The following is a 26412-nucleotide window of genomic DNA, read 5'->3' as shown; positions in this document are numbered from 1 at the left end:
CTTAATATCGGCTTGTTACGTTAATTCAGCCAGCCGATGTAATCACCTCAAGATTATGTATTTAGTACATGATCGATATTACCGATCGATAAAGTGAAAATTGATCAATCAAAATTGTTAGTCGTCAATAACTGACAGTTAACTAACTGAAACTTATCTATTTCCACGAAAAAGTACCAACCTACAAGCGCTCCAGTGTTCCTATTAAAAACAAAGGCTTGCCCTATAAAATGCATTGTTAAATATTTTAAGTGGTAGTCAAATGACAGTTAAGTAAATAGTTAAGGATTTCATTTAGTTAATTCTTGTTGCATATCTCCAGACATTAAAATACTGTATATGCAAACAGTATTTGTAAGCAAAAAACACCACCTATGAATAGAATGATTGCCGCATTCCAGGATGTGGATTCGGCCGCATTAGAAGGCTTGACTCATGGTTACGAACGTCGCGTTTCATGCGCTAAGGGGGAGTAGTGGGAACTGAGGCTACATTGTCATTGACGAGTTATGACATTGTCAGACGCGATGATCGCGTTGTGGTGTACTCATTCGAAATGCCTGATTCGGGACGGGCTCTGTTATACCGGAACGGGGATAAGCTGAGTTTCAGCAAGGTACTTCCCGATGAGATTGTAGGCACACCAACGCTTTTCACCCAGATGCTTGAGCGTGCGGGTTACCGGGTTTCTCCCATTTCTGATATATTGTCTTAGCCAGCCTGAATAACTGGCAACCTGCTGCGCCCAGGAGGACACCTTGGCGCAGACACTTCCAGATTATTATCCCATCATCATACTGACGTTTTTCAGCGCCAGTGCTTTTTGCTGTCTCAACCGGGAGGCAGCATGAAAAAAGGCTGGTTCCATCATCATGACCTGACCGAGTATCAGGCTAACGAGCTCATAGCCCAGTACAAAGCCAGAAACGTGCAAGCCGCAAAAGCTTTGTCCCAGGATTATCTGTCCTGGACGGTAAGCGTGTTACTTCCCGAAAGTAAAAATCCTCCGCGGGTGGACCATACCTTTCAGTCAAAGCTGTGGGGTGAAGCATGATTTACGCCATAACCCCAATGGGAAAACCCCGAATGACCAGGTCTGATAAATGGAAAAAGCGGCCTGAGGTACTTCGCTACCGTGCGTTTTGTGACGAAGTTAGGGCGCGTGGTGTGATTCTGCCGGAGTCTGGTTCACATATAACTTTCATCCTTCCGATGCCGCAAAGCTGGAGCAAAAAAAAGCGTGCAGAGATGAATGGGAAACCACATAAGTCCAAGCCAGATAAAGACAACCTTGAAAAGGCTCTCCTAGATGCTTTGTTTGAAGACGATTCCCATGTCTGGGATTCGCGTGTCACAAAGCTGTGGGGTGAAGTAGGGCAAGTGATTATCAGGGAGGATGTATTGTGCGCGCCCTTCTGAATCCCATTGTCGTATCTGAGCTTGGCCTCGTTATATTCCGGCCTGGTGCGAGCCTTCTGGCACATTTCCGCCGGGGCCGCATGCTGCTGGAGAACGAACCTGATCGACTGGCAGACATGCCGACCGGCGAACTGCCACCTGCAGACCAGCCACTGGCGGAAGAGCCGGAACTACAGGACATCTTTGAAAACGAGGCTGTTCTCCGCCGCGCTGGTGGCATTAACGGGCTTGAAAGCTGGCTCACTGATGAAAACGGGTGCCAGTGGCCGCATGAAACCTGGCACGATGAGAACATGACAACTATGCGCCACCAGCCCGGAGCGATCCGTTTGTGCTGGCACTGCGATAACAAGTTGCGCGACCACAGCACTGAACAACTGGCAGGCATCGCCCGTGCAAACGCCGCCACTTATATCATCGCTACCGCACGTCGGGAGTTGGGCTTTGATAATTATCACTCGCTGACGCTACCGGAATTCTGCTTCTGGCTGGCGCGCAACGGCCTGGCAAACACCCTGCCAGATGATGCTGCTCGGCAGGTCCTCCGCATACCAAAGGAGGGGGTTAAGCACGTTTACCGCGAATCGGATCTGGTTCCGGGCATGCCTACACCCCGTGAAATTGTCCAGGAAGCGGCTAAGCAGGTGCTGGCGCTACGCATCGATCCGGAGACGCCGGAATCCTTCATGTTGAGACCGAAGCGGCACCGCTGGGTTAATGATAAGTACACCCGCTGGGTTAAGGCGCAGCAATGCATGTGCTGCAACAACCCGGCAGACGACCCTCACCACCTGATTGGCCACGGACAGGGTGGAATGGGTACAAAGGCGCATGACTTGTTCGTGATCCCGCTTTGCAGAGCGCATCACAATGAGTTACACAACGGGACCGTTGCGGCATTTGAACAAAAATACGGCACACAGCCTGAGCTGATTATCAAACTGCTGGACCGGGCACTTGCGCTCGGCGTTCTGGCGTAAAGGAGAACAAATTATGACACCGCGCCAACGCCGTCAGCATTACCAGAGTCTTGGAATCGTAGCCGTTGCTCCCCGTAAAAGTTATCTGGGGAAATTCACCCCATTAACCAATATTCAGGGGGCGTGGATAAAATCGCTTCTAACTATATGGGGCGAATGTGTCGGGGGTAAAACAAGAGCGGAATACCGACTGGCAAACAGCCGTCGTCTTTGGGGAGAGGTCAAAGAGTCAGGATGGTCAGACAAACAGCTTTCACGAATCACCGATGCGCTGACGCAGGCGCACAAGGAGGGGTTCAGAGGAGCGCAAGCAACTGTGCGGGCCAAAACACTGCTATGGGGGCCAGTGAGCGTTAGCGAAATGATTGCTGAATCAGAACGCCGCGATGATGCAGACTTTATCGAAGGGGTGATGCTTAAAACGTTTAAGTCAGACGATCCTGTCTTTATGGTCGGCATGCAGTTCTATACCACCAGAAATAAAATTTCTGACATAACCAAAGATTTACAATCAGTTGCACCATGGCTGACAGTCGGAGAGGCCCGAAAACGGGTTCGCTGGTGCCTCGAAATTTTCAGGGCAAAAGTGTTTCTTTCCGCGCGCCGTGCGCTTGATGATGGAGCTTATTTTTAGCTTAAAGTGCTATTAATTTGGCCCATTATTGAAAACGGGCCATAAAAATGGTTAATTACGTCATGCTTGGCAGAGCTGCGCCGCGATGGCAGCGACTAAAAGCAATCACAAAATTCCGAAACCTCGCCTCTGCGGGGTTTTTTTATGTTTGGCATATTTACTTCTTGCTGGCGTAGCGGACCAGAGTTATCTGTGTGTCACGTCATCGGAAAGGGTAAAAGACATGCTAAATCATAGCGATATGACAGAAACGGCGAAGGCTGTTTTGAACGCGCTGACATTCTCTCCGGCAACAGCCGGGGATGTCGCGGCAAAAGTGCACATTTCACACGAACGCTGCCAGCTGATACTGACTCAGTTGGTTATGGCGGGGTTATCGCATTATCAATTCGGATGTTATAAACGCCTCCAGTGAAGGAGGTTTCTTGCTGTGAAAATGGGCGGCTGGTGGGTGTTGTAGCACCCGGCCAGCCATTCGCTCATGTTTGAGGTCACAAGCGAACCAGGGCCCACTGCTTTAGCGCAAAAGCATAGTGAGCCTATCAGAGTACCGCTTACTGATCTATGAAAAATACTGTAAAAATATCCAGTGCTCATTTAATCAACGATGATTGTTTGCGCTTTGTTCAAACTCTTCCTGATAACTCTGTTGACCTGATTGTTACGGATCCACCGTACTTCAGGGTCAAGCCGAATGGTTGGGACAATCAGTGGAGAGGGGACGAGGATTATCTTAAGTGGTTAGACAGTTGCCTGGCGCAATTCTGGCGAGTGCTTAAGCCTGCCGGAAGCATCTATTTGTTTTGCGGACACCGGCTTGCCGCTGAAACGGAAGTGATGTTGAAGACGCGCTTTAACTTACTGAACCATATTATCTGGGCGAAACCGTCCGGCAGGTGGAATGGTTGTCACAAAGAAAGCCTGCGTTCTTATTTTCCGGCGACCGAGCGAATACTTTTCGCTGAGCATTACCTCGGGCCATATCGCCCAAAAGATGATGGCTACGAAAGGAAAGGCGCTGAAATTAAACAAAGCCTGATGGCTCCCTTGATCGAGTATTTCCAGCACGCCCGCGCTTCTCTCGGTGTGACATCGAAAGAAATTGCAGACGCTACGGGAAAGAAAAATATGGTTTCGCACTGGTTTGGTTCCAGTCAGTGGCATTTGCCGGGGGAAGCCGATTATCAGAAATTGCAGGATTTGTTCGACCGCATCGCGTACGACAAGCACCAGGGGAGCGAACTTATCCAACCACATCACCAGCTGGTGGCGACATACCATTCATTGAATCGTAAATATGTCGAATTACTGGAGGAGTACAAAGTGCTCCGGCGTTATTTTGCTGTAACAGCAGCAGTGCCCTACACCGACGTCTGGATGCATAAACCTGTGCAGTTTTACCCAGGGAAACACCCATGTGAAAAACCAGCCGATATGCTGCGGCAGATTATTAGCGCCAGTAGCAGGCCCGGTGATTTGGTTGCTGATTTCTTCATGGGATCCGGTTCAACGATAAAAGAAGCTGTGGCATTAGGGCGGCGCGCTATTGGTGTCGAACTGGAAACGGCTCGATTTGAGCAGACTGTTGCGGAAATTTCAGAGCAGTCAGGCACGGAAGCTAAATAACCAAAATATGAACCCGCATCTGCGGGTTTTTCCATATTCAGGCCTCGGGAATCACTATCAGATGGCCCTTCGTTAAATGCAGCCCGAAGGCCTGAACCTTTTCACGCACACAGCCTCCGCAAATAGCGAGGTAAGAGACTATGAAAATGCCTTACAAACAAGATTTCATTGCTGCTCTACTGGCTGCTAAAGAGCAGGGTATCGGCGCAATGCTGGCGTTTGCTATGGCGTATCTGCGGGGGCGCTATAACGGCGGCCCGATTATGAAAACGCTTATCGATGCCACCATGTGCGCGATGATCGCCTGGTTCGCACGTGACCTGCTGGACTTCTTCGGCATGGCAAAAAACCTTTCGTATATCGCCAGCGTCTTTATTGGCTACGTAGGGACAGATTTCATTGGCGGGTTTATCAAACGATTTGCCGCCAGAAAAGCAGGAGTGGACGATGCGAACCAGTGAAAATGGTATAAGCCTGGTCAAATCCTTTGAGGGGCTCAGGTTAGAGAAATACAAAGATGCCGTAGGTAAGTGGACTATCGGCTACGGGCACTTAATTCTTCCCAACGAAAGCTATCCGAAACCTATCAGTGAAAAACAGGCCGATGCACTACTTCGTGCCGATCTGGTAGTTGCTGAAGTCGGGGTACAAAACGCCGTGACTGTTGCACTCAATCAGAAACAGTTTGATGCGCTGGTGGCATTCACTTTTAACCTTGGTGTCAGCAACCTGAAAACCTCGACTCTGGTTAAAAAGCTTAACGCCGGTGACTACCGCAGCGCCGCCGATGAATTCCCGCGCTGGAACAAAGCAGGCGGTCAGGTGCTGGCTGGTCTGTCCCGTCGCCGTGAGGCAGAGCGTGCTCTGTTCCTGTCGTGATTACGTCGCTCTTAAAGCGCTACTGGCTTCGGTTGTTGGCGATTGCGCTGATTGGCGTCCTGGCACTCTTCGTTAATCATTACCGCGACAACGCCATCACCTACAAAGAGCAGCGCGATAAAGCAACCAGCGATCTGAAACTGGCGAACACCACCATTGATGACATGAAGGTGCGCCAGCGCGATGTTGCTGCACTTGATGAGAAATATACGAAGGAGTTAGCTTATGCGAAAAAGCAGCTTGATGATCTGCAGCGTTGCGTTAGCTCTGGTAAGTGCGGGTTGCGCGTCAACGCCAAATGTCCAGCGAATGGAACGGCCAGCGCCCCCGGCATGGATGATGCAACTAGCCCCCGACTTACTGACGCCGCTGAACGGGATTATTTCACCCTTAGAGAGCGAATCGAAACCGTCACCAAACAACTGACGGGGCTGCAGGTGTATGTGCGTGAGCAGTGTCTAAAGTAAGAGCTTCAAGAGTGCTAATTTAATATATGCAATAACGGAGAAGGCATCCTTGCCAATCAACTGAATTAACACAAAGAAATTACTTGCAGCAGGAAGCTTAAGGCTATCAAAAAAAGACCAACTACCTGTCCATATTTCCTGATCCTATTTTTTTTATTAACGGTTTCCATTTGAGCAACATCACAACATTCTGCTAGCGGTGATGGTTCATAACCGAACGTTGAAAACGCTGAAAGCAACGATCCTAAAAGGCCAGCCATAGCGGAATAGAGTTGAAATTCTGATGGTGACATAAATCCTCCTGGGCATCATATGAGCATTAGTACTCAATACTGTAATACACCATTTGTAACTAATTGAAAATGCTGACGAATTCGTCAAGAGCACAAAATGATCAAAGAGAGGGATTGATGCTTAGCAAAAGCATTACAGCAGGCATTCACTGAGTGCCTGTGATAATGCTTTTTATACGGACAAAATCAGTTTAATGTTTGATTCCTGATAGTGATAACAAAGGGGATAAAGCATGCCTGATCTGTCGCCGTTGGATTCGTGGTTAAAAGTTAGTACGTGGGACACTCATCACCCTTCGGATGAGGAGCGATTTTATAAATCGATTTATAAGTTAATTTTATCAAATGAGAAGTTAGTTGAACCTCAATATATCCGTGATTACATTATCGGTTATCATGCAAAAAGTAATAATCATGAGCATTTAGATAACATTGCCGGGATATATACTGAGAAATACGATGTTATTTTCAGCTTCTTATATGAAAATAAAATAAAGCTAAATTGAATTATTTATTCCATTAAAGCCACTGGCTTCCGCTGGTGGCTTTTTAAGGCGGCGCTATGAACAGAGACGAAACAACCATGATGCAGGTCATCATTGATGGAAAATTAACTGAGGTTCCCTTCCATTACGAAGAATGGAGCGGTGGACGCACAGTTAAGGTTCCTGACCTGACAGGCAGCTTTATTAGTGACACGACGATAGATTCCAGCATACCGCAGTTTATTACCGATCCTCAGTAACACTCATATCTAAAACTAAGGTCGTTACGGCGGCCTTTTTTATTGCGCTTCGCATGCGCTAAACAATCGAGAGTCTTTCAATCGTGAGCCTGGGGAACGCTGTTTTCTCGGGCGGCTGTCCCATGCAACAGGCTCACATCTAAAAGGAAAGTAGGATGCAAGTTACTATCGATGGTGGCCCGTATTCCTCAACCCCTGCTTGCTTCTGTCGCCGTATCAGCGTTTGCCCGTGGTCTCTCTTTGATGTTGATGATAATCATTATCATTTAAATGGGTCCTCCTGGCGGGGTCGCTGGCCACGGGGCGGCGGATTCGCGGGAATCGGCTGGTTTTCGTATTTCATAGTCATCATCATCATGTATGCAGGTCATTGATTTTTCAGCGACCGATTTTTCAATGATGTCGAAACGTTCAAAAAGTGTTCACCATCATGGACCAGGAAATCGCGGCCTTAAAACTTAACATTAACCAGCTGGCAGGGATGACGGGCGTACACCGCCAGACGGTTGCAGCCAGACTGAAAAATGTCAGTCCGGCAGCAGGCAGTAACAGCAAACTGAAGCTGTATCTCGTTACAGACATTCTGTGCGAATTGATGATCCCCACCGTTTCCACTGCAAGCCTTGACGATATGACGCCGGCTGATCGCCTTGCACACTGGAAGGCAGAAAACGAACGGCTGAAATATGAGGTCGACACGAAGCAGCTTATCCCGGCAGAAGATGTTGCTCGTGAATTTTCGCTGATGGCCAAAGCCGTGGTTATGGTGCTGGAAACCCTCCCGGACATTCTTGAACGCGACTGCGCGCTGACGCCTGCGGCGGTTTCGCGCGTCCAGAGCGTGATCGATGACCTGCGCGATCAGGTTGCACAAAAAGTAATGGACGCTGAACCAGAGGAGGACGAACAGACAGAGGAGGAGTGATGGCGAAACGGGCATCTGCCAGGGGGCTCCGCCGTGATGTCTCCGGCATTTTACGTGCCCCGCGCCGTATGCTGGTGGCCGATGCGGTCAGTAAATATATGCGCGTACCAATGGGAGCGGGTAACTCCGTTCCATGGGATCCAAATCTTGCTCCTTATATTATTGAACCGATGAATTGCCTGGCCTCCAGAGAATATGACGCCGTGGTGTTCGTCGGTCCTGCGCGAACGGGGAAAACCATCGGCCTTATTGATGGCTGGATTGTCTACAACATTGTCTGCGATCCGGCTGACATGCTCGTTATTCAGGTATCGGAGGAGAAAGCGCGGGAGCACTCCAAAAAGCGCCTCGACCGGACATTCCGGTGCAGTCCTGACGTTAAATCGCGGCTGAGTCCGCGCCGCAATGACAATAACGTCCACGACCGGACATTCCGGGCCGGCAATTACCTCAAGCTCGGCTGGCCATCGGTCAACATCATGTCGTCGTCTGATTATAAAAGTGTGGCACTGACCGATTATGACCGATTTCCCGAAGATATTGACGGGGAAGGGGACGCTTTCTCACTCGGTTCAAAGCGTACGACAACGTTTATGTCCAGCGGCATGACCCTGGTCGAAAGCTCACCGGGCCGTGATATTCGTGATACGAAATGGCGGCCTTCTTCGGCGCATGAAGCGCCACCCACTACCGGCATTCTCTCGCTTTTTAACCGTGGAGATCGGCGTCGCCTTTACTGGCAGTGTCCACACTGCCGCGAATATTTCCAGCCAGAAATTGCCAATATGACCGGCTACAGAGACACGCCCGATCCCGTTCTGGCAAGTGAGTCTGCTTATCTACAGTGCCCGTCATGTAAAGGAAAAATCACGGCAGATATGAAGCGTGAGCTGAATATCGGCCATGTCTGGCTGCGGGACGGGGAAAAAATTGATAGCGGCGGGCGAAGATACGGTGAGCCGCGTCGCTCGCGTATCGCGTCATTCTGGATGGAGGGGCCAGCTGCCGCTTACCAGACCTGGGCGCAGATGATCTACAAATTCCTGACCGCTGAACAGGAATACGAGGCAACGCAGAGCGAGGAAACGCTTAAGACGGTGATCAACACCGACTTCGGAAGGCCTTATCTTCCCCGAGCCAGTATGGAACAGCGCAAAAGCGAACTGCTCGAGCAGCGCGCCGAGGACGTACCCAAACGTTCAGTACCGGAAGTGGTGGCTTTTCTTGTGGCAACTGTCGATGTGCAGGGGGGGAAAAACCGGCGCTTCGTTGTCCAGATTACTGGCTATGGTGAGCAGGGGGAAAGATGGCTGGTTGACAGGTACAACATCCGTCAGTCGCTGCGCATGAATACAGAAGGTGAAAGTTTGCCGATTGATCCGGCCAGTTATCCTGAAGACTGGGATTTACTCCTGTCTGATGTGTTTGAAAAGTCATGGGCCTTAGCGAGTGATCCGTCAAAACGCATGCGGCTTATGGCGATGGCGGTCGATTCCGGCGGCGAGGATGGCGTTACCGACAATGCGTATAAGTTCTGGCGCAAATGCCGCCGGGAAGGCCTGGGTAAACGGGTGTTTCTGTTCAAAGGCGACAGTCAGCGCCGCGGCAAACTTATCACCCGCACTTACCCTGATAACACCGGAAGAACCGCGCGACGGGCTAAAGCCACCGGCGATGTACCGCTTTATCTGCTTCAGACTGATGCCTTTAAAGACAGGGTGAATAATGCCCTGTGGCGCGAATCACCCGGCCCCGGTTATGTGCATTTCCCGGCATGGCTGGGGACCTGGTTTTACGACGAACTGACATACGAGGAGCGTTCCGGCGATGGTAAATGGAGCAAGCCCGGACGTGGCGCAAACGAAGCGTTCGACCTGCTGGTCTACGCTGATGCGCTGGCGATCCTTCACGGCTACGAGAAGATTAAATGGCCGGATGCACCAGACTGGGCACGGCGGGAAACGTGGCTGGAGGACGCGCCGCCGGAAACTGGCGAAGCGCCATCCCCGCCGCCTGTGCAACCCGTGCCGGTAGTGAAAAGCCGGCGGAAAAAGCCGCAATCTGAAACTGAAGCAAACCCGTGGGCTACGTCAGGAGGCTGGGTGTGAAACAGAGCGATATCGAAGCCATGATACAGCGTTACACCGACGCCGAAATGGCGGTGCTGGGCGGTAAGTCCATCACCTTTAACGGGCAGCAGATGACCTTTGAAAACCTCGCCGAAATCCGCAAGGGACGGCAGGAGTGGGAGCGTCGCCTGGCTGCGCTTAACAACCAACGCCGGGGCAGACCGGGCTACAGACTGGCGAGGTTTGGATGACCATCCTTGACGATGCAATCGGCCTGTTTTCTCCGGCGTGGAAAGCGTCCCGGCTTCGGTCGAGGGCGGTCATACAGGCTTACGAAGCGGCTAAGCCCTCCCGAACGCATAAGGGGCGACGGGAAAATCGTTCCGCTAACCAGCTCAGCCAGATGGGCGCGGTATCTCTGCGGGAGCAGGCGCGCTGGCTGGACAGTAATAACGATCTGGTTATCGGAATATTCGACAAGCTCGAAGAGCGGGTGGTGGGGGCCAACGGAATAGTTGTTGAGCCTCACCCGCGAATGAAAAATGGAACCATCGCAAAAAAGCTGGTGGTGGATATACGCACTAAGTTTGCTGAGTGGTCCGTCAGACCTGAGGTGACCGGCCAGTTTACCCGCCCCATGCTGGAACGTCTGATGCTGCGCAGCTGGCTTCGTGATGGCGAGGTATTTGCGCAGATAGTCAGCGGAACGGGGAACGGGCTGGTACCGTCTGCACGGATCCCATTCTGGCTGGAGGCGCTGGAAGCCGATTTCGTGCCAATGACAGACGACGAATCGCAGAAACTCAGTCAGGGCGTATACCTGGACGACTGGGGGCGCCCCAAAGGATATCTGGTCTATAAAAGCCTGCCGGTTAGCGGGCGGCAGCTCACTACCAAAACCGTCGATGCCGAAAATATGCTGCATCTGAAATATACGCGTCGGCTGCACCAGACACGCGGCAACTCATTGCTCTCTGGTGTTCTGATGCGACTCAGCGCACTGAAAGAGTATGAGGATTCAGAACTTACCGCTGCCCGTATTGCCGCTGCGCTGGGGATGTATATCAAAAAAGGGGACGGGCAGAGCTACGAAGATGCAGGGACTCCGGGCAGTAAAGACAGCGACCGCGAACTGATGATCCAGCCAGGCATGTTGTATGACGATCTGCAACCTGGCGAAGAAATCGGAATGATTAAATCTGACCGACCGAATCCCAACCTTGAGACGTTTCGCAACGGGCAGCTCCGCGCCGTTGCTGCCGGTACACGGCTGAGTTTTTCCAGTACGGCCAGAAACTATAACGGCACCTACAGTGCGCAACGGCAGGAGCTGGTGGAGTCCACCGATGGCTATCTTATTCTCCAGAACTGGTTTATTGGCGCAGTCACCCGCCCCATGTACCGCGCCTGGCTGAAAATGGCAGTGGCGTCCGGAGAAATCACCGTGCCACGCGGCGTGGACATGGACACGCTCTACAGTGCGGTTTATTCCGGGCCAGTGATGCCCTGGATTGACCCGGTAAAAGAGGCCAACGCCTGGAAAACGCAGATCCGGGGCGGTGCGGCCACAGAATCCGACTGGGTGCGCGCCAGCGGCCGTAACCCGGACGATGTAAAAGCCCGTCGCAAATCTGAAATCGACGAAAACAGAGAACTGGGGCTGGTGTTTGATACAGACCCTTCCAATGATAAAGGAGGCACCAGTGCCGAAGTCAAAGAGCCGGGCGCGCCGCCGTCCGAAAGCCAGCGCAAAAGGTAATTCCTGGTTTCGTATGCAGGCCAGCGAAAACAGTGAAGCCGATATTTTTATTTACGACGAAATTGGCTACTGGGGTGTGACCGCCAGGCAGTTCGTCAATGATTTGAAGGCGCTGGGCGATATCACTCACATTAACCTTCACATTAACTCTCCGGGTGGCGATGTCTTTGATGGCATCGCCATTTTTAATGCACTCAAACACCATGGCGCCGCGATTACTGTTCACATTGACGGTCTGGCCGCGTCGATGGCGTCGGTGATCGCGATGGTGGGTAATCCGGTCATCATGCCGGAAAACACAATGATGATGATCCACAAGCCATGGGGATTCGCAGGCGGTGACGCCAATGATATGCGCGATTACGCCGACCTGCTGGATAAGGTCGAATCCGTGCTTATCCCGGCTTATGCGCAGAAAACCGGAAAAACCGCTGAAGAGATCGCCGCTCTGCTGGAAGACGAAACCTGGATGGATGGCGCCGAATGCCTTGCCCTGGGTTTTGCCGATCAGGTCACACCTTCCCTGCAGGCAATGGCCTGTATCCATTCCAAACGTATTGAGGAATTCGAAAAGATGCCGAACAGCATTCGTAACATGATCACGCCGCCGCGCAACAGCACCCAGCGTGAACCGCAAAACCCTGCACCACAGGCCCCGGCGGCTCAGACTCCGTCCGGCGCAGACGAAACGGCGATCCGTGCGCAGGTGCTGGCCGAGCAGAAAGCACGTGTGAATGGCATCGGCGATCTCTTCGCGATGTTTGGCGGCAAGCATCAGGAACTGCAGGCACAATGCGTTGCTGACCCGGAATGCTCCGTTGCGCAGGCAAAAGATTTGCTGCTGGCTGAACTGGGGAAAAACTCCACGCCGTCGAACAAAAATACGCCAGCGCATATCTACGCCGGAAATGGTAATTTCTCCCGCGACGGTATCCGCCAGGCGTTGATGGCGCGTGCCGGGTTTGAGCAGGCTGAGCGTGATAACGTCTATAACGGCATGACCCTGCGCGAATATGCACGCATGTCGCTGACCGAGCGTGGCGTGGGCGTCTCCAGCTATAACCCGATGCAGATGGTCGGTCTGGCACTGACGCACAGCACGTCCGATTTCGGCACGATCCTGCTGGATGTCGCTAACAAAGCACTGCTGCAGGGCTGGGACGAGGCCGAAGAGACGTTCCAGCGCTGGACCAAAAAAGGGCAGTTGTCTGACTTCAAAACGGCGCATCGTGTTGGTATGGGTGGTTTCCCGTCGCTGCGCCAGGTACGCGAAGGTGCGGAATACAAATATGTCACCACGGGGGATAAGGGTGAAACTATCGCACTGGCAACCTATGGTGAGATTTTTTCTGTAACCCGCCAGGCCATTATCAACGACGACCTGAATCAGTTAACGGATGTGCCAATGAAGATGGGTCGTGCTGCCAAAGGGACAATTGGTGATCTGGTGTATGCAGTACTCACCAGGAACGTGAAACTTTCTGACGGCAAGGCCATTTTCCATGCAGATCACCGGAACCTTGCTCAGGGGGCCATTTCCGTTACCAGTCTCGATAATGCGCGCAAACTCATGCGCCTGCAGAAAGAGGGTGAACGCTCCCTGAACATCCGCCCGGCGTTTATGCTGGTGCCCGTGGGGCTCGAAACAACGGCGAACCAGACCATCAGGTCGGCAAGTGTTAAAGGTGCAGACGTTAACGCCGGCATTATCAACCCCATCCAGAACTTTGCAGAAGTCATTGCAGAAGCACGCCTGGATGATGCGGATGCAAAAGCCTGGTATCTCACCGCCGCGCAGGGTACTGACACTATCGAAGTGGCCTATCTGAACGGGGTTGATACGCCCTACATCGATCAGCAGGAGGGTTTCACCACGGACGGTATTGCAACCAAAGTCCGTATTGATGCGGGCGTGGCGCCACTGGATTACCGCGGTCTGGTCAAATCCAGCGGAGAGTAATTTTCCGGCTAAATCTTCCGCCCGTAAGGGCTTTTTTTATATCTGAAATTCAGCCCGGCAGCGGGCTGAAAGGAGTGCTTTGTGGCTAAAAATTATGTTCAGGATGGCAAGACCATCATGCTGGCCAACAGCGGGCAGGACGAAATTCTCAGCGGTGCGCCAGTGGTTGTCGGTTCGGTTGTCGCCGTTGCGATCGGCAATATTCAGCCGGGTGAAACAGGCGATGGCTTTACTGAGGGCGTTTTCTTGCTCCCGAAGCTGGCCGCCGACGCTATTACGGCGGGCACCCACGTTTACCTGAAAAATGGCAGTGTGCAACTGGCATCGGCTGATGCCGTTGCGGCGGGTGTTGCCTGGGAAGATGCAGGTGCCGCGGAAACCGTCATTGAAGTAAAAATCAATGTCTAATCCCTTCGACAACATGGTCAGCCGCATGGATGCGGCAACCGTCGCGGTGATGGGGAAAGTTGCCATCATCAACGGCGTGCCATTCAGTGTCGTCCCGGCAGAATTTCCGGAAGATCTGGGGCCGCTACAGGGGAACGGCGTATCGCTGGTGGTGTTTTCGCCCTATACACCGAAGCGTAATGATGCCGTGGAATACCAGGGAGAGGATTTCATCGTAACCCGGCACGACATGTTTAACGGTAAACCCCGCATCTTCATTGAGTAGGAGGTGTCATGTCGATAAAAGGTCTCGAACAGGCGATGCGCAATCTGGAAAGTATCAGTAAAACTGCTGTTCCCCGCGCGTCGGCTCAGGCTGTTAACCGTATTGCAGCCCGCGCAATATCCCGCAGTTCAAAAACGGTCGCGGCATCGACAAGAGTGCCCCGAAAGCTGGTTAATCAGCGCGCCAGAATAAAAAAGGCGTCCCCACGCAAGCCTGTCGCGACAATCCGTATCAACAGGGGGAACCTGCCCGCCATTAAGCTGGGTATCGCGAGTGTGAAGCTGTCACGCAGAAAGCGGGATGTGAAGGGAGCAAGCAGTGTCCTGCGTATTGGCCGGTTTTCATTCCCCGGGGCATTTATACAGCAACTCTCTAACGGGCGGTGGCACGTGCTGCGCCGTACCTCGAAAAGTCGTTACCCGGTTGAAGTGGTGAGTATTCCTCTGGCCGCCCCATTAACGGATGCGTTCAATAAAGAGATCCATTCCCTGCGGGCAACTGACCTTCCCGGTGAGCTATCCGCCGCGCTCAAAAATCAACTGAGACTCATTTTAAAATGATCCATACGCACATTCGCGCAGCGGTTCTTGCCGCACTTGAGAATAATATCGCCAGTAAAACCATCTGGTTTGACGGTCGACCCGCTTTCCTTTCGCCAGATGATTTGCCAGCTGTCGCTGTTTATCTGACTGATGCGGAATGCACCGAAGACAGTCTCGACGAGGACATGTGGAGCGCTGTTCTTCATATTGAGGTTTTCCTTAAAGCGACGGAAACCGATTCGGCCCTTGATGCATGGGTTGAGGAAAAGATTTATCCCGTCATGAAGAATATTGTGGCACTCGACAGTCTGGTCGAAACGCTTTCGCCCTCCGGCTATGACTACCAGCGGGATGATGAAGCGACCACGTGGGGATCTGCCGATCTGAAGTATTCAATCACTTACCAAATGTGAGGACAGTATTATGGCGAAATCGCCTGTTCAACCGGTGAAAGGTGCCGGCACGACGCTGTGGATCTATACCGGCATCGGTGATCCCTACGCAAACCCGGTACTGGATATTGACTGGACCCGCCTCGCGAAGCTCAAAGAGCTGACGCCGGGCGATATGACAGCTGAATCGTACGATGACACCTATCTTGACGATGAAGATGCCGACTGGACCGCACCGGCTCAGGGCACCAAATCGGCAGGAGATACCAGTTTAACACTGGCATGGAAACCGGGTGAAAGTGGTCAGAAAGATCTTGTGGCGTGGTTTAACGATGGCTCCAATCGCGCATACAAAATCAAATACCCGAACGGTGCTGTCGATGTGTTCCGCGGCTGGGTAAGCAGCCTGGGTAAAGCCATTCCAACCGCGGAAGTGATTACGCGCACGCTGAAAATCACGAATGTCGGCAAACCGACGCTGGCGGAAGAGCAGGGGGACCCCATTGTCGCCGTCACCGGCGTCACGCTGGACAAAACCAGCGATGCTATCGGTATCGGCGATACCGGCACAGCAGTCGTTACGATCAATCCGGCAGGAGCCACCGACAAAGCCTTCCGTTTCGCGTCGTCAAAACCTGGCATTGCCACGGTTACGGCTGACGGCACCACGCTGAGCTATAAGGGCGTTGCCGCCGGAACGGCGGAAATTATTGTTATGACCAATGATGGTCAGTTTATTGCCCAGCTTGAAATCACTGTTTCCTGAATACGGGGCCCCGGCCCCTTCCCGGAGTCACTATGTCTTTCCTGAAAACTGATGAATTTGAGCACAATGGCGAAAAAATTGTGCTGTCTGAACTGTCGGCGCTTCAGCGCCTGGAATATCTCGCTTACACCGCCAGCTTACTGAAAGAAATCCCGGAAGATGCGGATGATGCCACACGGATGCAGGTGATGACCGCCGTAGAGCTGCGTATCGGAGCCCGGCTTGTCGGGCAGTCCCTGTGGCAGGCAGATATCAAAGGCCCGACGGTGGAAGAACTGCAGCAGCAGGTTCTTTCCACGTGGCCTGTAACGGCCATTGGCGCTGGCTCCCGTAAAGTGAAAGAGCTTTCCGCCATGCTGCCGCCTGAGCAGGGAGAAGAGGACGAGGCTGAAGAAGAGGTGCCGCAAAGCCCGGAAAAGTCTACACCAGTGAGCTGAACTTCGTGATGAAGCTGGCGCGCGAGTTTGGCAAACCCAACTGGCGCGCGATGCTGTCTGCAATGTCTTCGAGTGAACTGGCGGAGTGGGGCGTATTTTACCGGGAACAGTATTTTTCCTGCGATCTCATCGATAACCACTTTGCACGGCTGAACCATCTGGTTATTGACATGATGTGTAAAGACCATGGCATGACGCCTGCTGATTTCAGCCTTCTTAACCCCGAAAAAACCACACCCGACCAGGATGATGAGATGATCATGCATCTTGCTGAAGGTATTCCCGGAGGAACCCGCTATGGTCCAGCCAGTCGGTGATCTTGTTGTCAGTCTGGATATCGACAACGCAAAATTCACTGAACAGGTCGCATTTGCCCGTCGCCAGTTACAGGGGGCGGGAGAAGCGGCTAATGATGCTGCGTTGCAGGTACAACAGGCTTTCAGCCGGCAGGAAATTTCAGCCAGGAAGGCTGGAATATCAGTTGGACAATACAGAAACGCAATGCAGATGCTACCGGCGCAATTCACCGACATTGCAACGCAGCTCGCTGGCGGACAGTCGCCTTTTCTCATTCTTTTGCAGCAGGGTGGGCAGATCAAAGACTCCTTTGGTGGCGTGAAGGGGGCACTTACCGGGCTTGGTGATTACATCCGGATACTGCTTGGTCTTATCACTCCGACAACTCTGGCACTGGGAGGGCTGACCGCCGGGGCGGCGTTGCTGGCGCTGGATTTTTACCGCGGCGAACAGCAGGCAACCGCATTCAATCAGTCGCTGGCCAGAACCGGGAATATCAGCGGCCAGACAAGTGACAGCCTTTCCCGCTTGTCAGCTGTTATCGCAAAAAACACTGATGCAGGAAAATCGGCTGCCGCAGAGGCTGTGGCACAGGCAACCGGACTGGGGCTGACGATTGGGCAAATCCAGCAGGTCAGCCAGGTGGCACTCACGCTCTCGAAAAATACAGGGCAGAGCGTTGAAGATCTGGTCAATCAGCTGGGGAAAATACCGAAAGATCCGCTTAAAGCGTTCATCGATATCAACAGTCAGTACAACTTTGCAAACCTGGCCCTTTATGAACAGGTAAAGCATATGGTGGAACTTGGCGATGAAGCCGGCGCCACAAAACTGATTATTGACCGGCTCAGTGACAGTCAGAAACAGTTCAGCGACTCGGCAAAATCCGGTCTTGATGATCTCAGTAGTGTCTGGGAACAACTGATCGCGAAGATTCAGTCCTATAAGTTCTGGTCTGATCGTGTGGCGGATAATGCGACATCCGTGAAATTGCCCGAATTCCGGATGGGGACGGGTTCCGCCGTCTTCGACACGATCAACCAGCAGATGAACAACCAGTCGCAGAAAACGCAGAGTAACTGGGCGAACATCGCTGACAGCGTGAAAAATCTGGCTGGCTTTATCCAGCAGACTCATGCCGAAACGGTGAAGTTTAACCAGGAGCAGATCACCGCCAACAGTGAAGCCGACGCTTTCCTTAAATCTGCAAGGACCAATGCGGAGATCCGCAACGATTTACAGGCAAAATACCAGCGACAACTACACGACGGACTGATTACTCAGGACAAATATAACAAGCTGATTGCCGCCGCGAATGAAAAATATAAAGACCCGAAGGGCGCTCGCAGCACTGTTCCTGCCGGAGACCGCGCAGAAGATAAAGCGACGGCAGAACTGCTGGCGCTTCAGGCTCAGTTGAAAGTATTGCAGCAGCACCAGGGCATTAATGATGTTATCAGCCAGCAGCGTAAGGATCTGTGGGCTACTGAAGCGCAATTTACCGTGCTGGAAGATGCCGCAGGCAAGCGGAAACTGACGAAGCAGGAGCAGTCTCTGCTTTCCAGTAAAAATCAGGTTCTGGCGCTGGTGCAGCAAAAGGCATTACTGGGCGATCAGATCGTTGCGCAGGAACAACTGAACAAGCGGATGGATACCGCGAGTAAATATGTCACGCAGATGTCAGCGAAACAGGCTGCGCTGACAGGTGCATCAGTCCTGAGTGATCGGGATGCAGCACGACAGTCATCTTTTGCCCAGCTTGAAAGCGGCTGGCTGAATTCCGGCGGAAAGCTTACTGATACCGGTTACCAGAAAGAACTGGTTGCGCTGCGCAGTTATTACGCTGAAGAGGATAAATTGCGTGGTGACTGGCAGGCCGGGGCTAAAAAAGGTTTTGCAGAATTTGCAGATAATGCGACGAACGTGTATTCGCAGGTTCAGCAGATCTCCCAGGGTGCATTTACCGGAATGTCATCCCAGCTCGCTGATTTTCTGGTAACCGGGAAGTCAAACTTTAAAGATTTTCTCACCACTTTTCTGAAAGGGATTGCGCAGATGATCAGTCAGATGCTGGTCCTGAATACGGTTAAATCGACTTTCAGTGGCACTGCCTTTGGCTCTATGCTGGGCTTCGCTGGTGGCGGATTTACCGGGCCGGGAGGGAAATACGATCCTGCCGGTATTGTGCATCGCGGCGAGTTTGTCTTTACCCAGGAAGCAACAAGCCGGATTGGTGTTGGCAACCTCTATCGCCTGATGCGCGGCTATGCGAGCGGGGGCTATGTCGGAAATGCCTCATCTGTTACACCCTCATCATTCCTCTCGGGAGTGAGCGTTTACGCGCCGGTATCTGTCACGGCTCCTCAAAATAATACCAACCAGCAACATACTTCCAGTGAACAGGTCGGAAAGGCGTACCAACAGGTGATTGAACAATCTGTCACCGAAGGTATTCAGCGCGAAGTCCGCCCGGGCGGGATTATCTGGAGTGCACAAAACCGGAGGTGAACAGGTGGCAATTGAGGCTTTTACCTGGCCGATACAGGCGGCAGGGCAACCCACAATAAAAAGCAAAGACAACGTCAGAAAGGCACAGTTCGGTGACAGCTATATGCAGATCAGCGGAAACGGTATTCACCCTGAAACTCTGACGTTTGATTTTACCTTCACCGGTAAAACTGCTACCGGACTGGAAATTTATGCTTTTCTTCGACGCCATAAAACAAAAGCTTTTACCTTTAAACCACCTTTCGGTGAGCTGGCACTCTGGCGAGTTCAGGCGGACAGCCTGCAACAAATTATAAAGAGCAAAAAAGTAATATCGGTATCAGCAACTTTTGAACAGGCGTTCGCACCATGAATCTAAACAGCGACTATCAGAAGCTTCAACCCGGTAATGTGGTCAGGCTGATTGAAGTTGATGGCACAGCCTTTGGCGTTGCGGAAATTCTCCGGTTTCACAGCCACAGCATCCCGCATAGCGAGTCTGAGATTTTAGCCGCCGGGGGCGATGAATCGAAGTTACCGGCGAAGCCAGTCTGGTGGCAGGGAAAAGAGTATTCAGCCTGGCCGTATGAAATCGAAGGGCTGGAAAAATCCACTTCCGGTAGTGGAGCGCAACCAAAACTGTCTGTTGCAAACCTTGATGCGTCGATTACAGCACTCTGCCTGGCATACGATGATCTGCTGCAGGCGAAGGTTACTATTCACGACACACTGGCGCAGTATCTGGACGCACAGAACTTTGAGGGTGGTAACCCGACCGCAGACCCACTGCAGGAGAAATTGCAGGTCTGGTACATCGACGCAAAGAGCAGCGAAACCAATGAAGTCGTTGAGTTTGCACTCTCCAGCCCGATGGACCTGCAGGGATTAATGATCCCGACGCGCCAGCTGCATTCACTGTGCTCCTGGTGCATCCGTGGTCAGTATCGTTCCGGCAATGGCTGCGATTATGCCGGAACGCGCTATTTCGACAAAAACAACAATGCCGTTGGTGATCCATCACTCGACGAGTGCAACGGTACGCTGACGGCCTGCAAGCTGCGGTTCGGCGAAGGCAATGAGCTGTCTTTCGGTGGCTTCCCGGGCACGTCTCTGATCCGGAGTTGATATGCGCCAGAAAACACTCGATGCCATTATGGCGCATGCCGCTGCCGAACATCCGCGCGAGGCCTGCGGGCTGGTAGTGCAGAAAAGCAGAGTCGAGCGCTATTTCCCCTGCCGCAACATTGCCGGTGCGCCAGAGGACCATTTTGTCCTTTTCCCGGAGGATTATGCCGCAGCGGAGGACTGGGGAACTGTCATCGCAGTCGTACACAGTCACCCCGATGCCACAACGCAGCCCAGCGAGACAGATAAGGCTCAATGTGATCTCAGCGCACTGCCCTGGCATATCGTCAGCTGGCCAGAAGGTGATTACCGAACCATCCTGCCGCGCGGTGAACTGCCGTTGCTGGAGCGTCCGTTTGTGCTTGGCGTCTATGACTGCTGGGGGCTGGTGATGAGCTGGTTCCGGCAAAAACACAGTATTGAACTGCCAGATTACCGCGTCGATTACCCGTGGTGGGAAGACCAGTATCCCGACAATTTTTACCAGGACAACTGGTACGAGTGCGGCTTTCGGGAGATTACTGGCGAACCGCAGGCGGGTGATGTGTTGATCATGCAGGTTCAGGCGAACAAGTGGAACCATGCGGCGATCCTGCTGGAAGGCAACATGATGCTGCACCATCTTTACGGGCGACTGAGTAATCGCGAGCCATGGGGTGGTTACTGGCTTGAAAGAACGATGAAAATCCTTCGGTATAAAGATTTCGTATAGCAGGGGAGATTATGCAGGAAGTCATGACAAGAATCGAACTGGGCGGAATACTGGGCAAAACCTTTGGTAAAACGCACCATCGCTTAATCAGTACCACTCACGAAGCAACCCGCGCGCTGGCGGCAACAGTAAAAGGATTTGAGCAGTTCATGATTTCCAGTAAGCGACGCGGCCTGACGTATGCAGTATTTTGTGGGGAAAAGAATATTGGCGTTGATGATCTCGGTTTCCCTGTGGCGGGAGAAGTTGTTCGAATTATTCCTGTACCCATGGGGAGTAAGAAAGCGGGAGTATTGCAGACAATACTTGGGGCTGTTCTGGTCGTTGTTGGTGTGGTGATTGGTTATTTTTCTGGTGGCACGCTTTCAGCAGTGGGTTACGGCATGGCTAAGATGGGTGCGGTCATGATGCTGGGGGGAGTAGTGCAGATGCTCTCACCGCAAACCGCTGGCCTGGCAAGCAAACAGGATGCCGATAACCGTGCTTCATATGCTTTCGGCAGCGTGACGAATACCGCTGCACAGGGCTACCCGGTTCCATTGCTCTATGGTAAACGCCGCATTGGTGGCGCCATCATTTCAGCCGGTATTTACGTCGAAGATCAGCAGTAAATCACTCCTAACTGACCTCAATTGAATAACCGCCTTCAGGCGGTTTTTTTATGGACGTAATATGGCATACAAGAAAATTCAGGGGCGCAAAGGTGGCAGCTCGAGCTCCCGCACGCCGACAGAACAGCCTGACGATCTCCAGTCAGTGGCGAAGGCGAAGATCCTTGTTGCGCTGGGTGAAGGTGAGTTTGCTGGACAGTTGACAGGCCAGACCATCTTCCTCGACGGTACACCGTTACTGAATTCCAGTGGTCAGCCTAATTTTAGTGGTGTTGCATGGGAGTTCCGCGCCGGTACTCAGGCCCAGACCTACATTCAGGGCATGCCTGGCACTGAAAACGAGATAAGCGCAGGCGGCATTGAAATCTCCAGCACGACAAACTGGACCCACACTTTTACCAACTCACAGCTTTCAGCCATTCGCCTGCGCTTGAAATGGCCGTCACTCTATAAACAGGAGGATGACGGCGATCTGGTGGGTTACAACGTCCGTTACGCCATCGACCTGCAAACCAATGGCGGGACTTTCGTCACGGTTATTGACTCGGCGGTGAACGGAAAAACGACGTCCGGCTACGAACGCAGCCACCGCGTTGATTTACCACGTGGGGCAGCAACATGGACCGTGCGTGTGCGTAAACTTACGGCAGATGCAAACAGCGCCAAAATCGGCGACACGATGACGCTTCAGAGTTACACGGAAGTGATCGACGCCAAGCTGCGTTATCCGAACACGGCGCTGCTGTATATCGAGTTTGACTCCAGCCAGTTTAACGGGTCTGTACCGCAAATATCCTGCGAACCGCGCGGGCGGGTTATCCGCGTGCCTGATAATTATAATCCGGATACCCGCTCATACGGCGGAACATGGTCAGGTGCGTTTAAGTGGGCATGGACTGATAATCCTGCCTGGGTTTTCTATGACCTGGTGGTATCCGATCGCTTTGGTCTTGGCAACCGCCTGACCGCCGCCAATATTGATAAATGGTCCCTGTATCAGGTTGCGCAGTATTGTGACCAGCCCGTACCCGACGGGAAGGGCGGGACAGGGACCGAGCCCCGTTATACCTGTAACGTTTATGTGCAGGACCGCAACGACGCTTATACCGTTATGCGGGATTTCGCGGCTATCTTTCGCGGCATGACCTACTGGGGTGGTGATCAGATCGTTGCGCTGGCCGATATGCCGCGCGACATCGATTACAGCTACACGAAAGCGAATGTCATCGACGGGCGTTTTACCTACAGCAGCAGCACCACAAAGAACCGCTATACCACCGCGCTGGTGTCATATTCCGATCCGGATAATGGCTATGCCGATGCGATGGAGCCGGTATTCGAGCAGTCCCTGGTGGCGCGTTACGGATTCAACCAGCTTGAATTAACCGCAATCGGCTGCACTAGGCAGTCTGAAGCCAACCGCAAAGGGCGCTGGGGCATACTGACGAACAACAAAGACAGGATCGTTACCTTTGGCGTTGGCCTGGACGGGAACATTCCGCAACCCGGTTATATCATCGCAGTAGCGGATGAAAATTTGTCTGGCAAGGTCACGGGCGGACGTATCAGTTCTGTTAATGGCCGGGTAATTAGCCTGGACAGAAAACCGGACGCGGTAGCTGGCGATCGCCTGATCCTCAATCTGCCATCCGGCGCGTCACAGAGCCGGACCATTCAGGCCGTGAATGAAAATATCGTGACGGTGACCACCACTTACGGCGAAACGCCGGAGCCGGAAAGTGTCTGGGTCGTCGAGTCCGATACGCTCTATGCGCAGCAGTACCGTGTGGTCAGCGTGGCGGATAACAACGATGGCACGTTCACGATCACGGGTGCCGCGCACGACCCGGACAAATATGCCCGAATTGATACCGGCGCGATCATTGATGACCGCCCGGTCAGCGTGGTGCCGCCGGGCAATCAGGCGGCGCCGGATAACATCGTTATTGACAGTTATTCTGTTGTTAACCAGGGGATCAGCGTTGAAACGATGCGCGTCTCCTGGTCAGATGCGGCGAATGCCATCGCGTATGAAGCGCAGTGGCGGCGCAACGACGGTAACTGGGTAAATGTCCCGCGCAGTTCCACAACCTCCTTTGAGGTGCCGTCAATTTACGCCGGGCGTTATCTGGTGCGCGTTCGTGCCATAAATGCTTCTGAAATTTCCAGTGGCTGGGGGTATTCGACGGAAAAAACGCTGACCGGGAAGGTGGGCAATCCGCCGAAGCCGGTCGGATTTATCGCGACGGGGATTAATTGGGGGATCCGCCTAAACTGGGGGTTCCCGGCAAACACCGCCGATACGCTGAAAACGGAGATTCAGTATACGGCGAACAGCGACTTTTCTGATCCGCTGCTTCTTTCCGATGTTCCTTACCCGTCTGCGGAATACACCCAGCTCGGGCTGAAAGCCGGACAGGAATTCTGGTACCGCGCGCAGCTGGTCGACAAGACTGGAAACGAGTCAGGGTTTACCGACTGGATAAGGGGAATGGCCAATGATAAAGCCTCTGACTATCTTGGCGATATCACAGGTGATTTTCTTTCCTCTGCTGATGGCGACCGCCTCCGCAGCGACATCAATACTAATCTGGACGCGGCCCTGCAGAATGCCCTGGCGAATAACTCGACAGTGGATCAACAGTTCGCACAGTTGGGCCAGGTACGTGCTGATATTCTCACAGTTAAAACGACCATCGCAGCCGTCGACAAAGCGATGGCAGAGTTGTCCACAACGGTGCAGGCGCAGATTGAAGACGTTACCGCCACTCTCGAAGATAAGCTGACGGCCACAATTGACGCTGATGGTGCTACGGCTATTCACACGCTTAAAGCCGGGGTGCGTATAAACGGCGTCATGTATAACGCTGGAATGTCGATCGCTGTGCTTGCGCAGGCCGGGCAGCCGGTAGTAACCCGCGTTGGCTTCAATGCAAACCAGTTTGTCCTGATGAGCGGAAGTGGCGATACGCAATATTCACCCTTCGCCGTTGTCAACGGGCAGGTGTTTATTTCCAGTGCTTTTATCCAGGATGCAAGCATCACCAATGCCAAGATTGCTAACGCGGCGATTACAAATGCAAAAATCGGCAACAATCTCTATTCGGCAGGATATACGGCCAGTGGACAAGGTGGCTGGTTACTGTCAAAGGATAATAATAACCTTTCGTTTGTAAGCCCCAGCAAGACTTTGCGGGTACAAATAGGTCATATAACGGGAGTTGCACCAAATGTCTGATTTCGGTTTCGCCAGTTGGTCAGAAAATGGAACGCCAAACAACTATGGAATCAAACCTGTTACGGTCATTCAAAGTATATCTCTCGCCCTGAACCAAAAAACAGGAACCTATGTATTTACAGTTCCATCAGGATACAAACTTGGATTTATATTTGTTCCTGTTGGGGCTAGTTCTTACGTAGCTGGCCGGAGAATTATAACTGTAAGCGGATCATCAATTGTTATGACGGCCGGAACTGATAACGCGCTTAACCAATTTCAGGCATGTCAGGCAAGTCTTGTGGTATTCGTGGAGGTTGCATAATGTCTGATTTTGGTGTTTTGCTGACAACTCCAGGTGGTGCTGCATTTGTAACTCCACAATCGACACCTTTATGCCTTTACACGACTGTTTCATTCACTTCTTCAAAGGTTAGCGATGTGCTGAATCAGGCTGTGGGAACCATCAGTATGCCGGACATGGCGCAGCCGATAATTCCATTCTGCTATGCATCTAAGCCATCGTCGGGTGCAGTAGCGTTCTTTGCAGAGCGAACGTCGACCGGGATAAGGGTGACTGGTAATAACACCATCGGCAATTCATCGTTTACTATGACCGTTCTGGTATTCACTTTCTTTGAGCAGCCAATGCCAAATCCGCCGTATGGGCTGGCAATTTGGGATGAAAATAAAAAACTAATTCTTACCCATGAGTCTAAAGTGCTTACTGATATAAGCACTGTAGGTAGTTGGGGGAGTGCCGGCGGAACTAATATTGATACAACATTGAGTGGACGTTGGGCAATAATCCCTGACTGCTCAGGGCAGCAGCAGTGGCAGTTTTCATCAGGTGGACCTGGGGGGGTAGTCATTTCTCTCGACACTGGTTTTAGTGCTGATTATGATGGAACCAATACAAGAATTCGACCTGCGTTGTTTCAGTATCCTGGCGGATCGGCGCAGATGGTCGGAGCAACGAACGCAGGTAACGTTGTAACGGCAATAAATGTATCCAATTATATTTAACGATCATCGATCGTTTTCATCGATCAATAAGTGCAGATCTATCTATTTAATCTATTTTAAGTATTAATATGGTGGTTGTAGTTTATTACAATAAAACCATCTGGATATCTAAAATGAAAAAAACACTTTTGATTATGCTTATTCCTGTTCTTTTGTCTGCTTGCTCTGGTTCGATTATTGAAAAGCAAGGGCCTGTATGCCAGGCTACAGCGCAAATCGGCGGACAGACGCAGTTGGTTCAAATTTATGCCGTGCGTAAAGTAGCAGAGCAGACTGAGTACAAGGCAGGCTATCCGTTTAACTGGCGCTGGGTGAATAAAAGTAACTTTACCTCTTCGACGTGTAAATAATTTATGTTAAATAACAAAACC

General features: G+C 52.1%; 33 protein-coding genes. 32 read left to right on the top strand and 1 reads right to left on the bottom strand.

The window, feature by feature from the left end; translation table 11 throughout:
• Positions 1–847: 847 nt before the first annotated feature.
• The 9 genes from O9K67_RS15760 to O9K67_RS15725 all read left to right on the top strand — a co-directional run bounded on the left by O9K67_RS15760 (position 848) and on the right by O9K67_RS15725 (position 6005).
• On the top strand, positions 848–1054 hold the full coding sequence (locus O9K67_RS15760) for a hypothetical protein (RefSeq protein ID WP_061494741.1): 207 nt from the start codon (positions 848–850) through the stop codon (positions 1052–1054).
• Entirely contained in the window at positions 1051–1419 is a 369-nt protein-coding gene (locus tag O9K67_RS15755) for a RusA family crossover junction endodeoxyribonuclease (protein WP_061494742.1), read from the top strand. The genes O9K67_RS15760 and O9K67_RS15755 overlap by 4 nt, the downstream gene beginning before the upstream one ends.
• Positions 1404–2399: a DUF968 domain-containing protein gene (locus tag O9K67_RS15750; protein WP_061494743.1), complete on the top strand. Its 996-nt coding sequence runs from the start codon at positions 1404–1406 to the stop codon at positions 2397–2399. Before O9K67_RS15755 ends, O9K67_RS15750 begins: the two co-directional genes overlap by 16 nt.
• A 13-nt stretch (positions 2400–2412) precedes the next feature.
• Positions 2413–3033, top strand: a complete 621-nt coding sequence (locus O9K67_RS15745) for a hypothetical protein (RefSeq protein ID WP_061494744.1) — start codon at positions 2413–2415, stop codon at positions 3031–3033.
• 223 nt (positions 3034–3256) lie between these two features.
• On the top strand, positions 3257–3448 hold the full coding sequence (locus O9K67_RS24700) for a hypothetical protein (protein WP_061494745.1): 192 nt from the start codon (positions 3257–3259) through the stop codon (positions 3446–3448).
• 149 nt (positions 3449–3597) lie between these two features.
• On the top strand, positions 3598–4659 hold the full coding sequence (locus O9K67_RS15740; protein WP_061494746.1) for a DNA-methyltransferase: 1062 nt from the start codon (positions 3598–3600) through the stop codon (positions 4657–4659).
• Between the two features lie 140 nt (positions 4660–4799).
• The gene (locus O9K67_RS15735) at positions 4800–5120 is read left to right on the top strand and encodes a phage holin, lambda family (RefSeq protein WP_061494747.1); all 321 of its coding nucleotides are present in this window, start codon (positions 4800–4802) and stop codon (positions 5118–5120) included.
• Positions 5107–5538: a lysozyme gene (locus O9K67_RS15730; protein ID WP_061494748.1), complete on the top strand. Its 432-nt coding sequence runs from the start codon at positions 5107–5109 to the stop codon at positions 5536–5538. Before O9K67_RS15735 ends, O9K67_RS15730 begins: the two co-directional genes overlap by 14 nt.
• Positions 5535–6005, top strand: a complete 471-nt coding sequence (locus O9K67_RS15725) for a lysis protein (protein WP_061494749.1) — start codon at positions 5535–5537, stop codon at positions 6003–6005. Before O9K67_RS15730 ends, O9K67_RS15725 begins: the two co-directional genes overlap by 4 nt.
• 65 nt (positions 6006–6070) lie before the next feature.
• Here O9K67_RS15725 and O9K67_RS15720 read toward each other — a convergent pair whose 3' ends face one another.
• Positions 6071–6298 carry a hypothetical protein gene (locus O9K67_RS15720; RefSeq protein WP_148654704.1) on the bottom strand — a complete coding sequence of 76 codons (228 nt, stop codon included), beginning with the start codon at positions 6296–6298 and terminating at the stop codon, positions 6071–6073.
• Positions 6299–6531: 233 nt separating this feature from the next.
• On the opposite strand from O9K67_RS15720, the gene O9K67_RS15715 reads away from it, so the two are divergent.
• From O9K67_RS15715 to cor, 23 genes are all read left to right on the top strand, one after another.
• Entirely contained in the window at positions 6532–6804 is a 273-nt protein-coding gene (locus O9K67_RS15715; protein WP_061494750.1) for a hypothetical protein, read from the top strand.
• Positions 6805–6860: 56 nt separating this feature from the next.
• Positions 6861–7043, top strand: coding sequence for a hypothetical protein (locus O9K67_RS15710; RefSeq protein ID WP_061494751.1), 183 nt, complete (start codon positions 6861–6863; stop codon positions 7041–7043).
• A 430-nt stretch (positions 7044–7473) separates the two neighbouring features.
• Positions 7474–7968 carry a DUF1441 family protein gene (locus O9K67_RS15705; protein ID WP_061494752.1) on the top strand — a complete coding sequence of 165 codons (495 nt, stop codon included), beginning with the start codon at positions 7474–7476 and terminating at the stop codon, positions 7966–7968.
• Entirely contained in the window at positions 7968–10076 is a 2109-nt protein-coding gene (locus tag O9K67_RS15700; protein ID WP_061494753.1) for a phage terminase large subunit family protein, read from the top strand. Before O9K67_RS15705 ends, O9K67_RS15700 begins: the two co-directional genes overlap by 1 nt.
• Positions 10073–10288: a hypothetical protein gene (locus O9K67_RS15695; protein ID WP_061494754.1), complete on the top strand. Its 216-nt coding sequence runs from the start codon at positions 10073–10075 to the stop codon at positions 10286–10288. Before O9K67_RS15700 ends, O9K67_RS15695 begins: the two co-directional genes overlap by 4 nt.
• Positions 10285–11796, top strand: coding sequence for a phage portal protein (locus O9K67_RS15690; protein WP_061494755.1), 1512 nt, complete (start codon positions 10285–10287; stop codon positions 11794–11796). The genes O9K67_RS15695 and O9K67_RS15690 overlap by 4 nt, the downstream gene beginning before the upstream one ends.
• Before the next feature lie 13 nt (positions 11797–11809).
• Positions 11810–13756, top strand: a complete 1947-nt coding sequence (locus tag O9K67_RS15685) for a ClpP-like prohead protease/major capsid protein fusion protein (protein WP_061499952.1) — start codon at positions 11810–11812, stop codon at positions 13754–13756.
• A gap of 81 nt (positions 13757–13837) precedes the next feature.
• A complete protein-coding gene (locus tag O9K67_RS15680; protein ID WP_061494756.1) occupies positions 13838–14164 on the top strand; it encodes a DUF2190 family protein in 327 nt (108 codons plus the stop codon).
• Entirely contained in the window at positions 14157–14429 is a 273-nt protein-coding gene (locus O9K67_RS15675; protein ID WP_061494757.1) for a hypothetical protein, read from the top strand. The genes O9K67_RS15680 and O9K67_RS15675 overlap by 8 nt, the downstream gene beginning before the upstream one ends.
• An 8-nt stretch (positions 14430–14437) precedes the next feature.
• Positions 14438–14989 (top strand): phage tail protein, encoded by a 552-nt coding sequence (locus O9K67_RS15670; protein ID WP_061494758.1) that lies wholly within the window; start codon positions 14438–14440, stop codon positions 14987–14989.
• Positions 14986–15384: a phage minor tail U family protein gene (locus tag O9K67_RS15665; RefSeq protein ID WP_061494759.1), complete on the top strand. Its 399-nt coding sequence runs from the start codon at positions 14986–14988 to the stop codon at positions 15382–15384. Before O9K67_RS15670 ends, O9K67_RS15665 begins: the two co-directional genes overlap by 4 nt.
• A gap of 7 nt (positions 15385–15391) precedes the next feature.
• On the top strand, positions 15392–16129 hold the full coding sequence (locus O9K67_RS15660) for a phage tail protein (protein ID WP_271044678.1): 738 nt from the start codon (positions 15392–15394) through the stop codon (positions 16127–16129).
• A 32-nt stretch (positions 16130–16161) separates the two neighbouring features.
• Complete coding sequence (gene gpG, locus O9K67_RS15655) at positions 16162–16566, top strand: phage tail assembly chaperone G (RefSeq protein WP_061494761.1); 405 nt, start codon at positions 16162–16164, stop codon at positions 16564–16566.
• 8 nt (positions 16567–16574) lie between these two features.
• Positions 16575–16883, top strand: a complete 309-nt coding sequence (locus O9K67_RS15650; RefSeq protein ID WP_061494762.1) for a phage tail assembly protein T — start codon at positions 16575–16577, stop codon at positions 16881–16883.
• Entirely contained in the window at positions 16864–19371 is a 2508-nt protein-coding gene (locus O9K67_RS15645) for a phage tail tape measure protein (RefSeq protein WP_061494763.1), read from the top strand. Before O9K67_RS15650 ends, O9K67_RS15645 begins: the two co-directional genes overlap by 20 nt.
• A gap of 4 nt (positions 19372–19375) precedes the next feature.
• On the top strand, positions 19376–19723 hold the full coding sequence (locus O9K67_RS15640; RefSeq protein ID WP_061499955.1) for a phage tail protein: 348 nt from the start codon (positions 19376–19378) through the stop codon (positions 19721–19723).
• Positions 19720–20475 (top strand): phage minor tail protein L, encoded by a 756-nt coding sequence (locus tag O9K67_RS15635; protein WP_061494764.1) that lies wholly within the window; start codon positions 19720–19722, stop codon positions 20473–20475. The genes O9K67_RS15640 and O9K67_RS15635 overlap by 4 nt, the downstream gene beginning before the upstream one ends.
• Position 20476: 1 nt before the next feature.
• Positions 20477–21187: a C40 family peptidase gene (locus tag O9K67_RS15630; RefSeq protein ID WP_061494765.1), complete on the top strand. Its 711-nt coding sequence runs from the start codon at positions 20477–20479 to the stop codon at positions 21185–21187.
• An 11-nt stretch (positions 21188–21198) separates the two neighbouring features.
• Entirely contained in the window at positions 21199–21798 is a 600-nt protein-coding gene (locus O9K67_RS15625; RefSeq protein WP_061494766.1) for a tail assembly protein, read from the top strand.
• 61 nt (positions 21799–21859) lie between these two features.
• Positions 21860–25036, top strand: a complete 3177-nt coding sequence (locus O9K67_RS15620; RefSeq protein WP_061494767.1) for a host specificity protein J — start codon at positions 21860–21862, stop codon at positions 25034–25036.
• Positions 25029–25340: a hypothetical protein gene (locus O9K67_RS15615; protein ID WP_071889979.1), complete on the top strand. Its 312-nt coding sequence runs from the start codon at positions 25029–25031 to the stop codon at positions 25338–25340. The genes O9K67_RS15620 and O9K67_RS15615 overlap by 8 nt, the downstream gene beginning before the upstream one ends.
• Complete coding sequence (locus O9K67_RS15610) at positions 25340–26041, top strand: hypothetical protein (RefSeq protein ID WP_148654705.1); 702 nt, start codon at positions 25340–25342, stop codon at positions 26039–26041. The genes O9K67_RS15615 and O9K67_RS15610 overlap by 1 nt, the downstream gene beginning before the upstream one ends.
• Before the next feature lie 113 nt (positions 26042–26154).
• Positions 26155–26391: a phage exclusion lipoprotein Cor gene (gene cor, locus O9K67_RS15605; RefSeq protein ID WP_061494769.1), complete on the top strand. Its 237-nt coding sequence runs from the start codon at positions 26155–26157 to the stop codon at positions 26389–26391.
• The last annotated feature ends 21 nt before the right edge of the window (positions 26392–26412 follow it).

Source organism: Kosakonia oryzendophytica (assembly GCF_027886705.1).
GTDB lineage: Bacteria > Pseudomonadota > Gammaproteobacteria > Enterobacterales > Enterobacteriaceae > Kosakonia > Kosakonia oryzendophytica.
Note: the sequence above shows the minus strand (reverse complement) of the source record. Positions and strands in the feature narration are given on the sequence as shown.

Bases quoted from the DNA above. Each gene is read 5' to 3' on its own strand.
- O9K67_RS15730 (WP_061494748.1), top strand. From the start codon at position 5,107: ATGCGAACCAGTGAAAATGGTATAAGCCTGGTCAAATCCTTTGAGGGG.
- O9K67_RS15715 (WP_061494750.1), top strand. From the start codon at position 6,532: ATGCCTGATCTGTCGCCGTTGGATTCGTGGTTAAAAGTTAGTACGTGG.
- O9K67_RS15675 (WP_061494757.1), top strand. From the start codon at position 14,157: ATGTCTAATCCCTTCGACAACATGGTCAGCCGCATGGATGCGGCAACC.
- O9K67_RS15705 (WP_061494752.1), top strand. From the start codon at position 7,474: ATGGACCAGGAAATCGCGGCCTTAAAACTTAACATTAACCAGCTGGCA.
- O9K67_RS15630 (WP_061494765.1), top strand. From the start codon at position 20,477: ATGCGCCAGAAAACACTCGATGCCATTATGGCGCATGCCGCTGCCGAA.
- O9K67_RS15740 (WP_061494746.1), top strand. From the start codon at position 3,598: ATGAAAAATACTGTAAAAATATCCAGTGCTCATTTAATCAACGATGAT.
- gpG (WP_061494761.1), top strand. From the start codon at position 16,162: ATGTCTTTCCTGAAAACTGATGAATTTGAGCACAATGGCGAAAAAATT.
- O9K67_RS15610 (WP_148654705.1), top strand. From the start codon at position 25,340: ATGTCTGATTTTGGTGTTTTGCTGACAACTCCAGGTGGTGCTGCATTT.
- O9K67_RS15685 (WP_061499952.1), top strand. From the start codon at position 11,810: ATGCAGGCCAGCGAAAACAGTGAAGCCGATATTTTTATTTACGACGAA.
- O9K67_RS15620 (WP_061494767.1), top strand. From the start codon at position 21,860: ATGGCATACAAGAAAATTCAGGGGCGCAAAGGTGGCAGCTCGAGCTCC.
- O9K67_RS15710 (WP_061494751.1), top strand. From the start codon at position 6,861: ATGAACAGAGACGAAACAACCATGATGCAGGTCATCATTGATGGAAAA.
- O9K67_RS15670 (WP_061494758.1), top strand. From the start codon at position 14,438: ATGTCGATAAAAGGTCTCGAACAGGCGATGCGCAATCTGGAAAGTATC.
- O9K67_RS15720 (WP_148654704.1), bottom strand. From the start codon at position 6,298: ATGTCACCATCAGAATTTCAACTCTATTCCGCTATGGCTGGCCTTTTA.
- O9K67_RS15615 (WP_071889979.1), top strand. From the start codon at position 25,029: ATGTCTGATTTCGGTTTCGCCAGTTGGTCAGAAAATGGAACGCCAAAC.
- O9K67_RS15745 (WP_061494744.1), top strand. From the start codon at position 2,413: ATGACACCGCGCCAACGCCGTCAGCATTACCAGAGTCTTGGAATCGTA.
- O9K67_RS15635 (WP_061494764.1), top strand. From the start codon at position 19,720: ATGAATCTAAACAGCGACTATCAGAAGCTTCAACCCGGTAATGTGGTC.
- O9K67_RS24700 (WP_061494745.1), top strand. From the start codon at position 3,257: ATGCTAAATCATAGCGATATGACAGAAACGGCGAAGGCTGTTTTGAAC.
- O9K67_RS15700 (WP_061494753.1), top strand. From the start codon at position 7,968: ATGGCGAAACGGGCATCTGCCAGGGGGCTCCGCCGTGATGTCTCCGGC.
- O9K67_RS15625 (WP_061494766.1), top strand. From the start codon at position 21,199: ATGCAGGAAGTCATGACAAGAATCGAACTGGGCGGAATACTGGGCAAA.
- O9K67_RS15665 (WP_061494759.1), top strand. From the start codon at position 14,986: ATGATCCATACGCACATTCGCGCAGCGGTTCTTGCCGCACTTGAGAAT.
- O9K67_RS15650 (WP_061494762.1), top strand. From the start codon at position 16,575: ATGAAGCTGGCGCGCGAGTTTGGCAAACCCAACTGGCGCGCGATGCTG.
- O9K67_RS15755 (WP_061494742.1), top strand. From the start codon at position 1,051: ATGATTTACGCCATAACCCCAATGGGAAAACCCCGAATGACCAGGTCT.
- O9K67_RS15690 (WP_061494755.1), top strand. From the start codon at position 10,285: ATGACCATCCTTGACGATGCAATCGGCCTGTTTTCTCCGGCGTGGAAA.
- O9K67_RS15735 (WP_061494747.1), top strand. From the start codon at position 4,800: ATGAAAATGCCTTACAAACAAGATTTCATTGCTGCTCTACTGGCTGCT.
- O9K67_RS15645 (WP_061494763.1), top strand. From the start codon at position 16,864: ATGGTCCAGCCAGTCGGTGATCTTGTTGTCAGTCTGGATATCGACAAC.
- O9K67_RS15760 (WP_061494741.1), top strand. From the start codon at position 848: ATGAAAAAAGGCTGGTTCCATCATCATGACCTGACCGAGTATCAGGCT.
- cor (WP_061494769.1), top strand. From the start codon at position 26,155: ATGAAAAAAACACTTTTGATTATGCTTATTCCTGTTCTTTTGTCTGCT.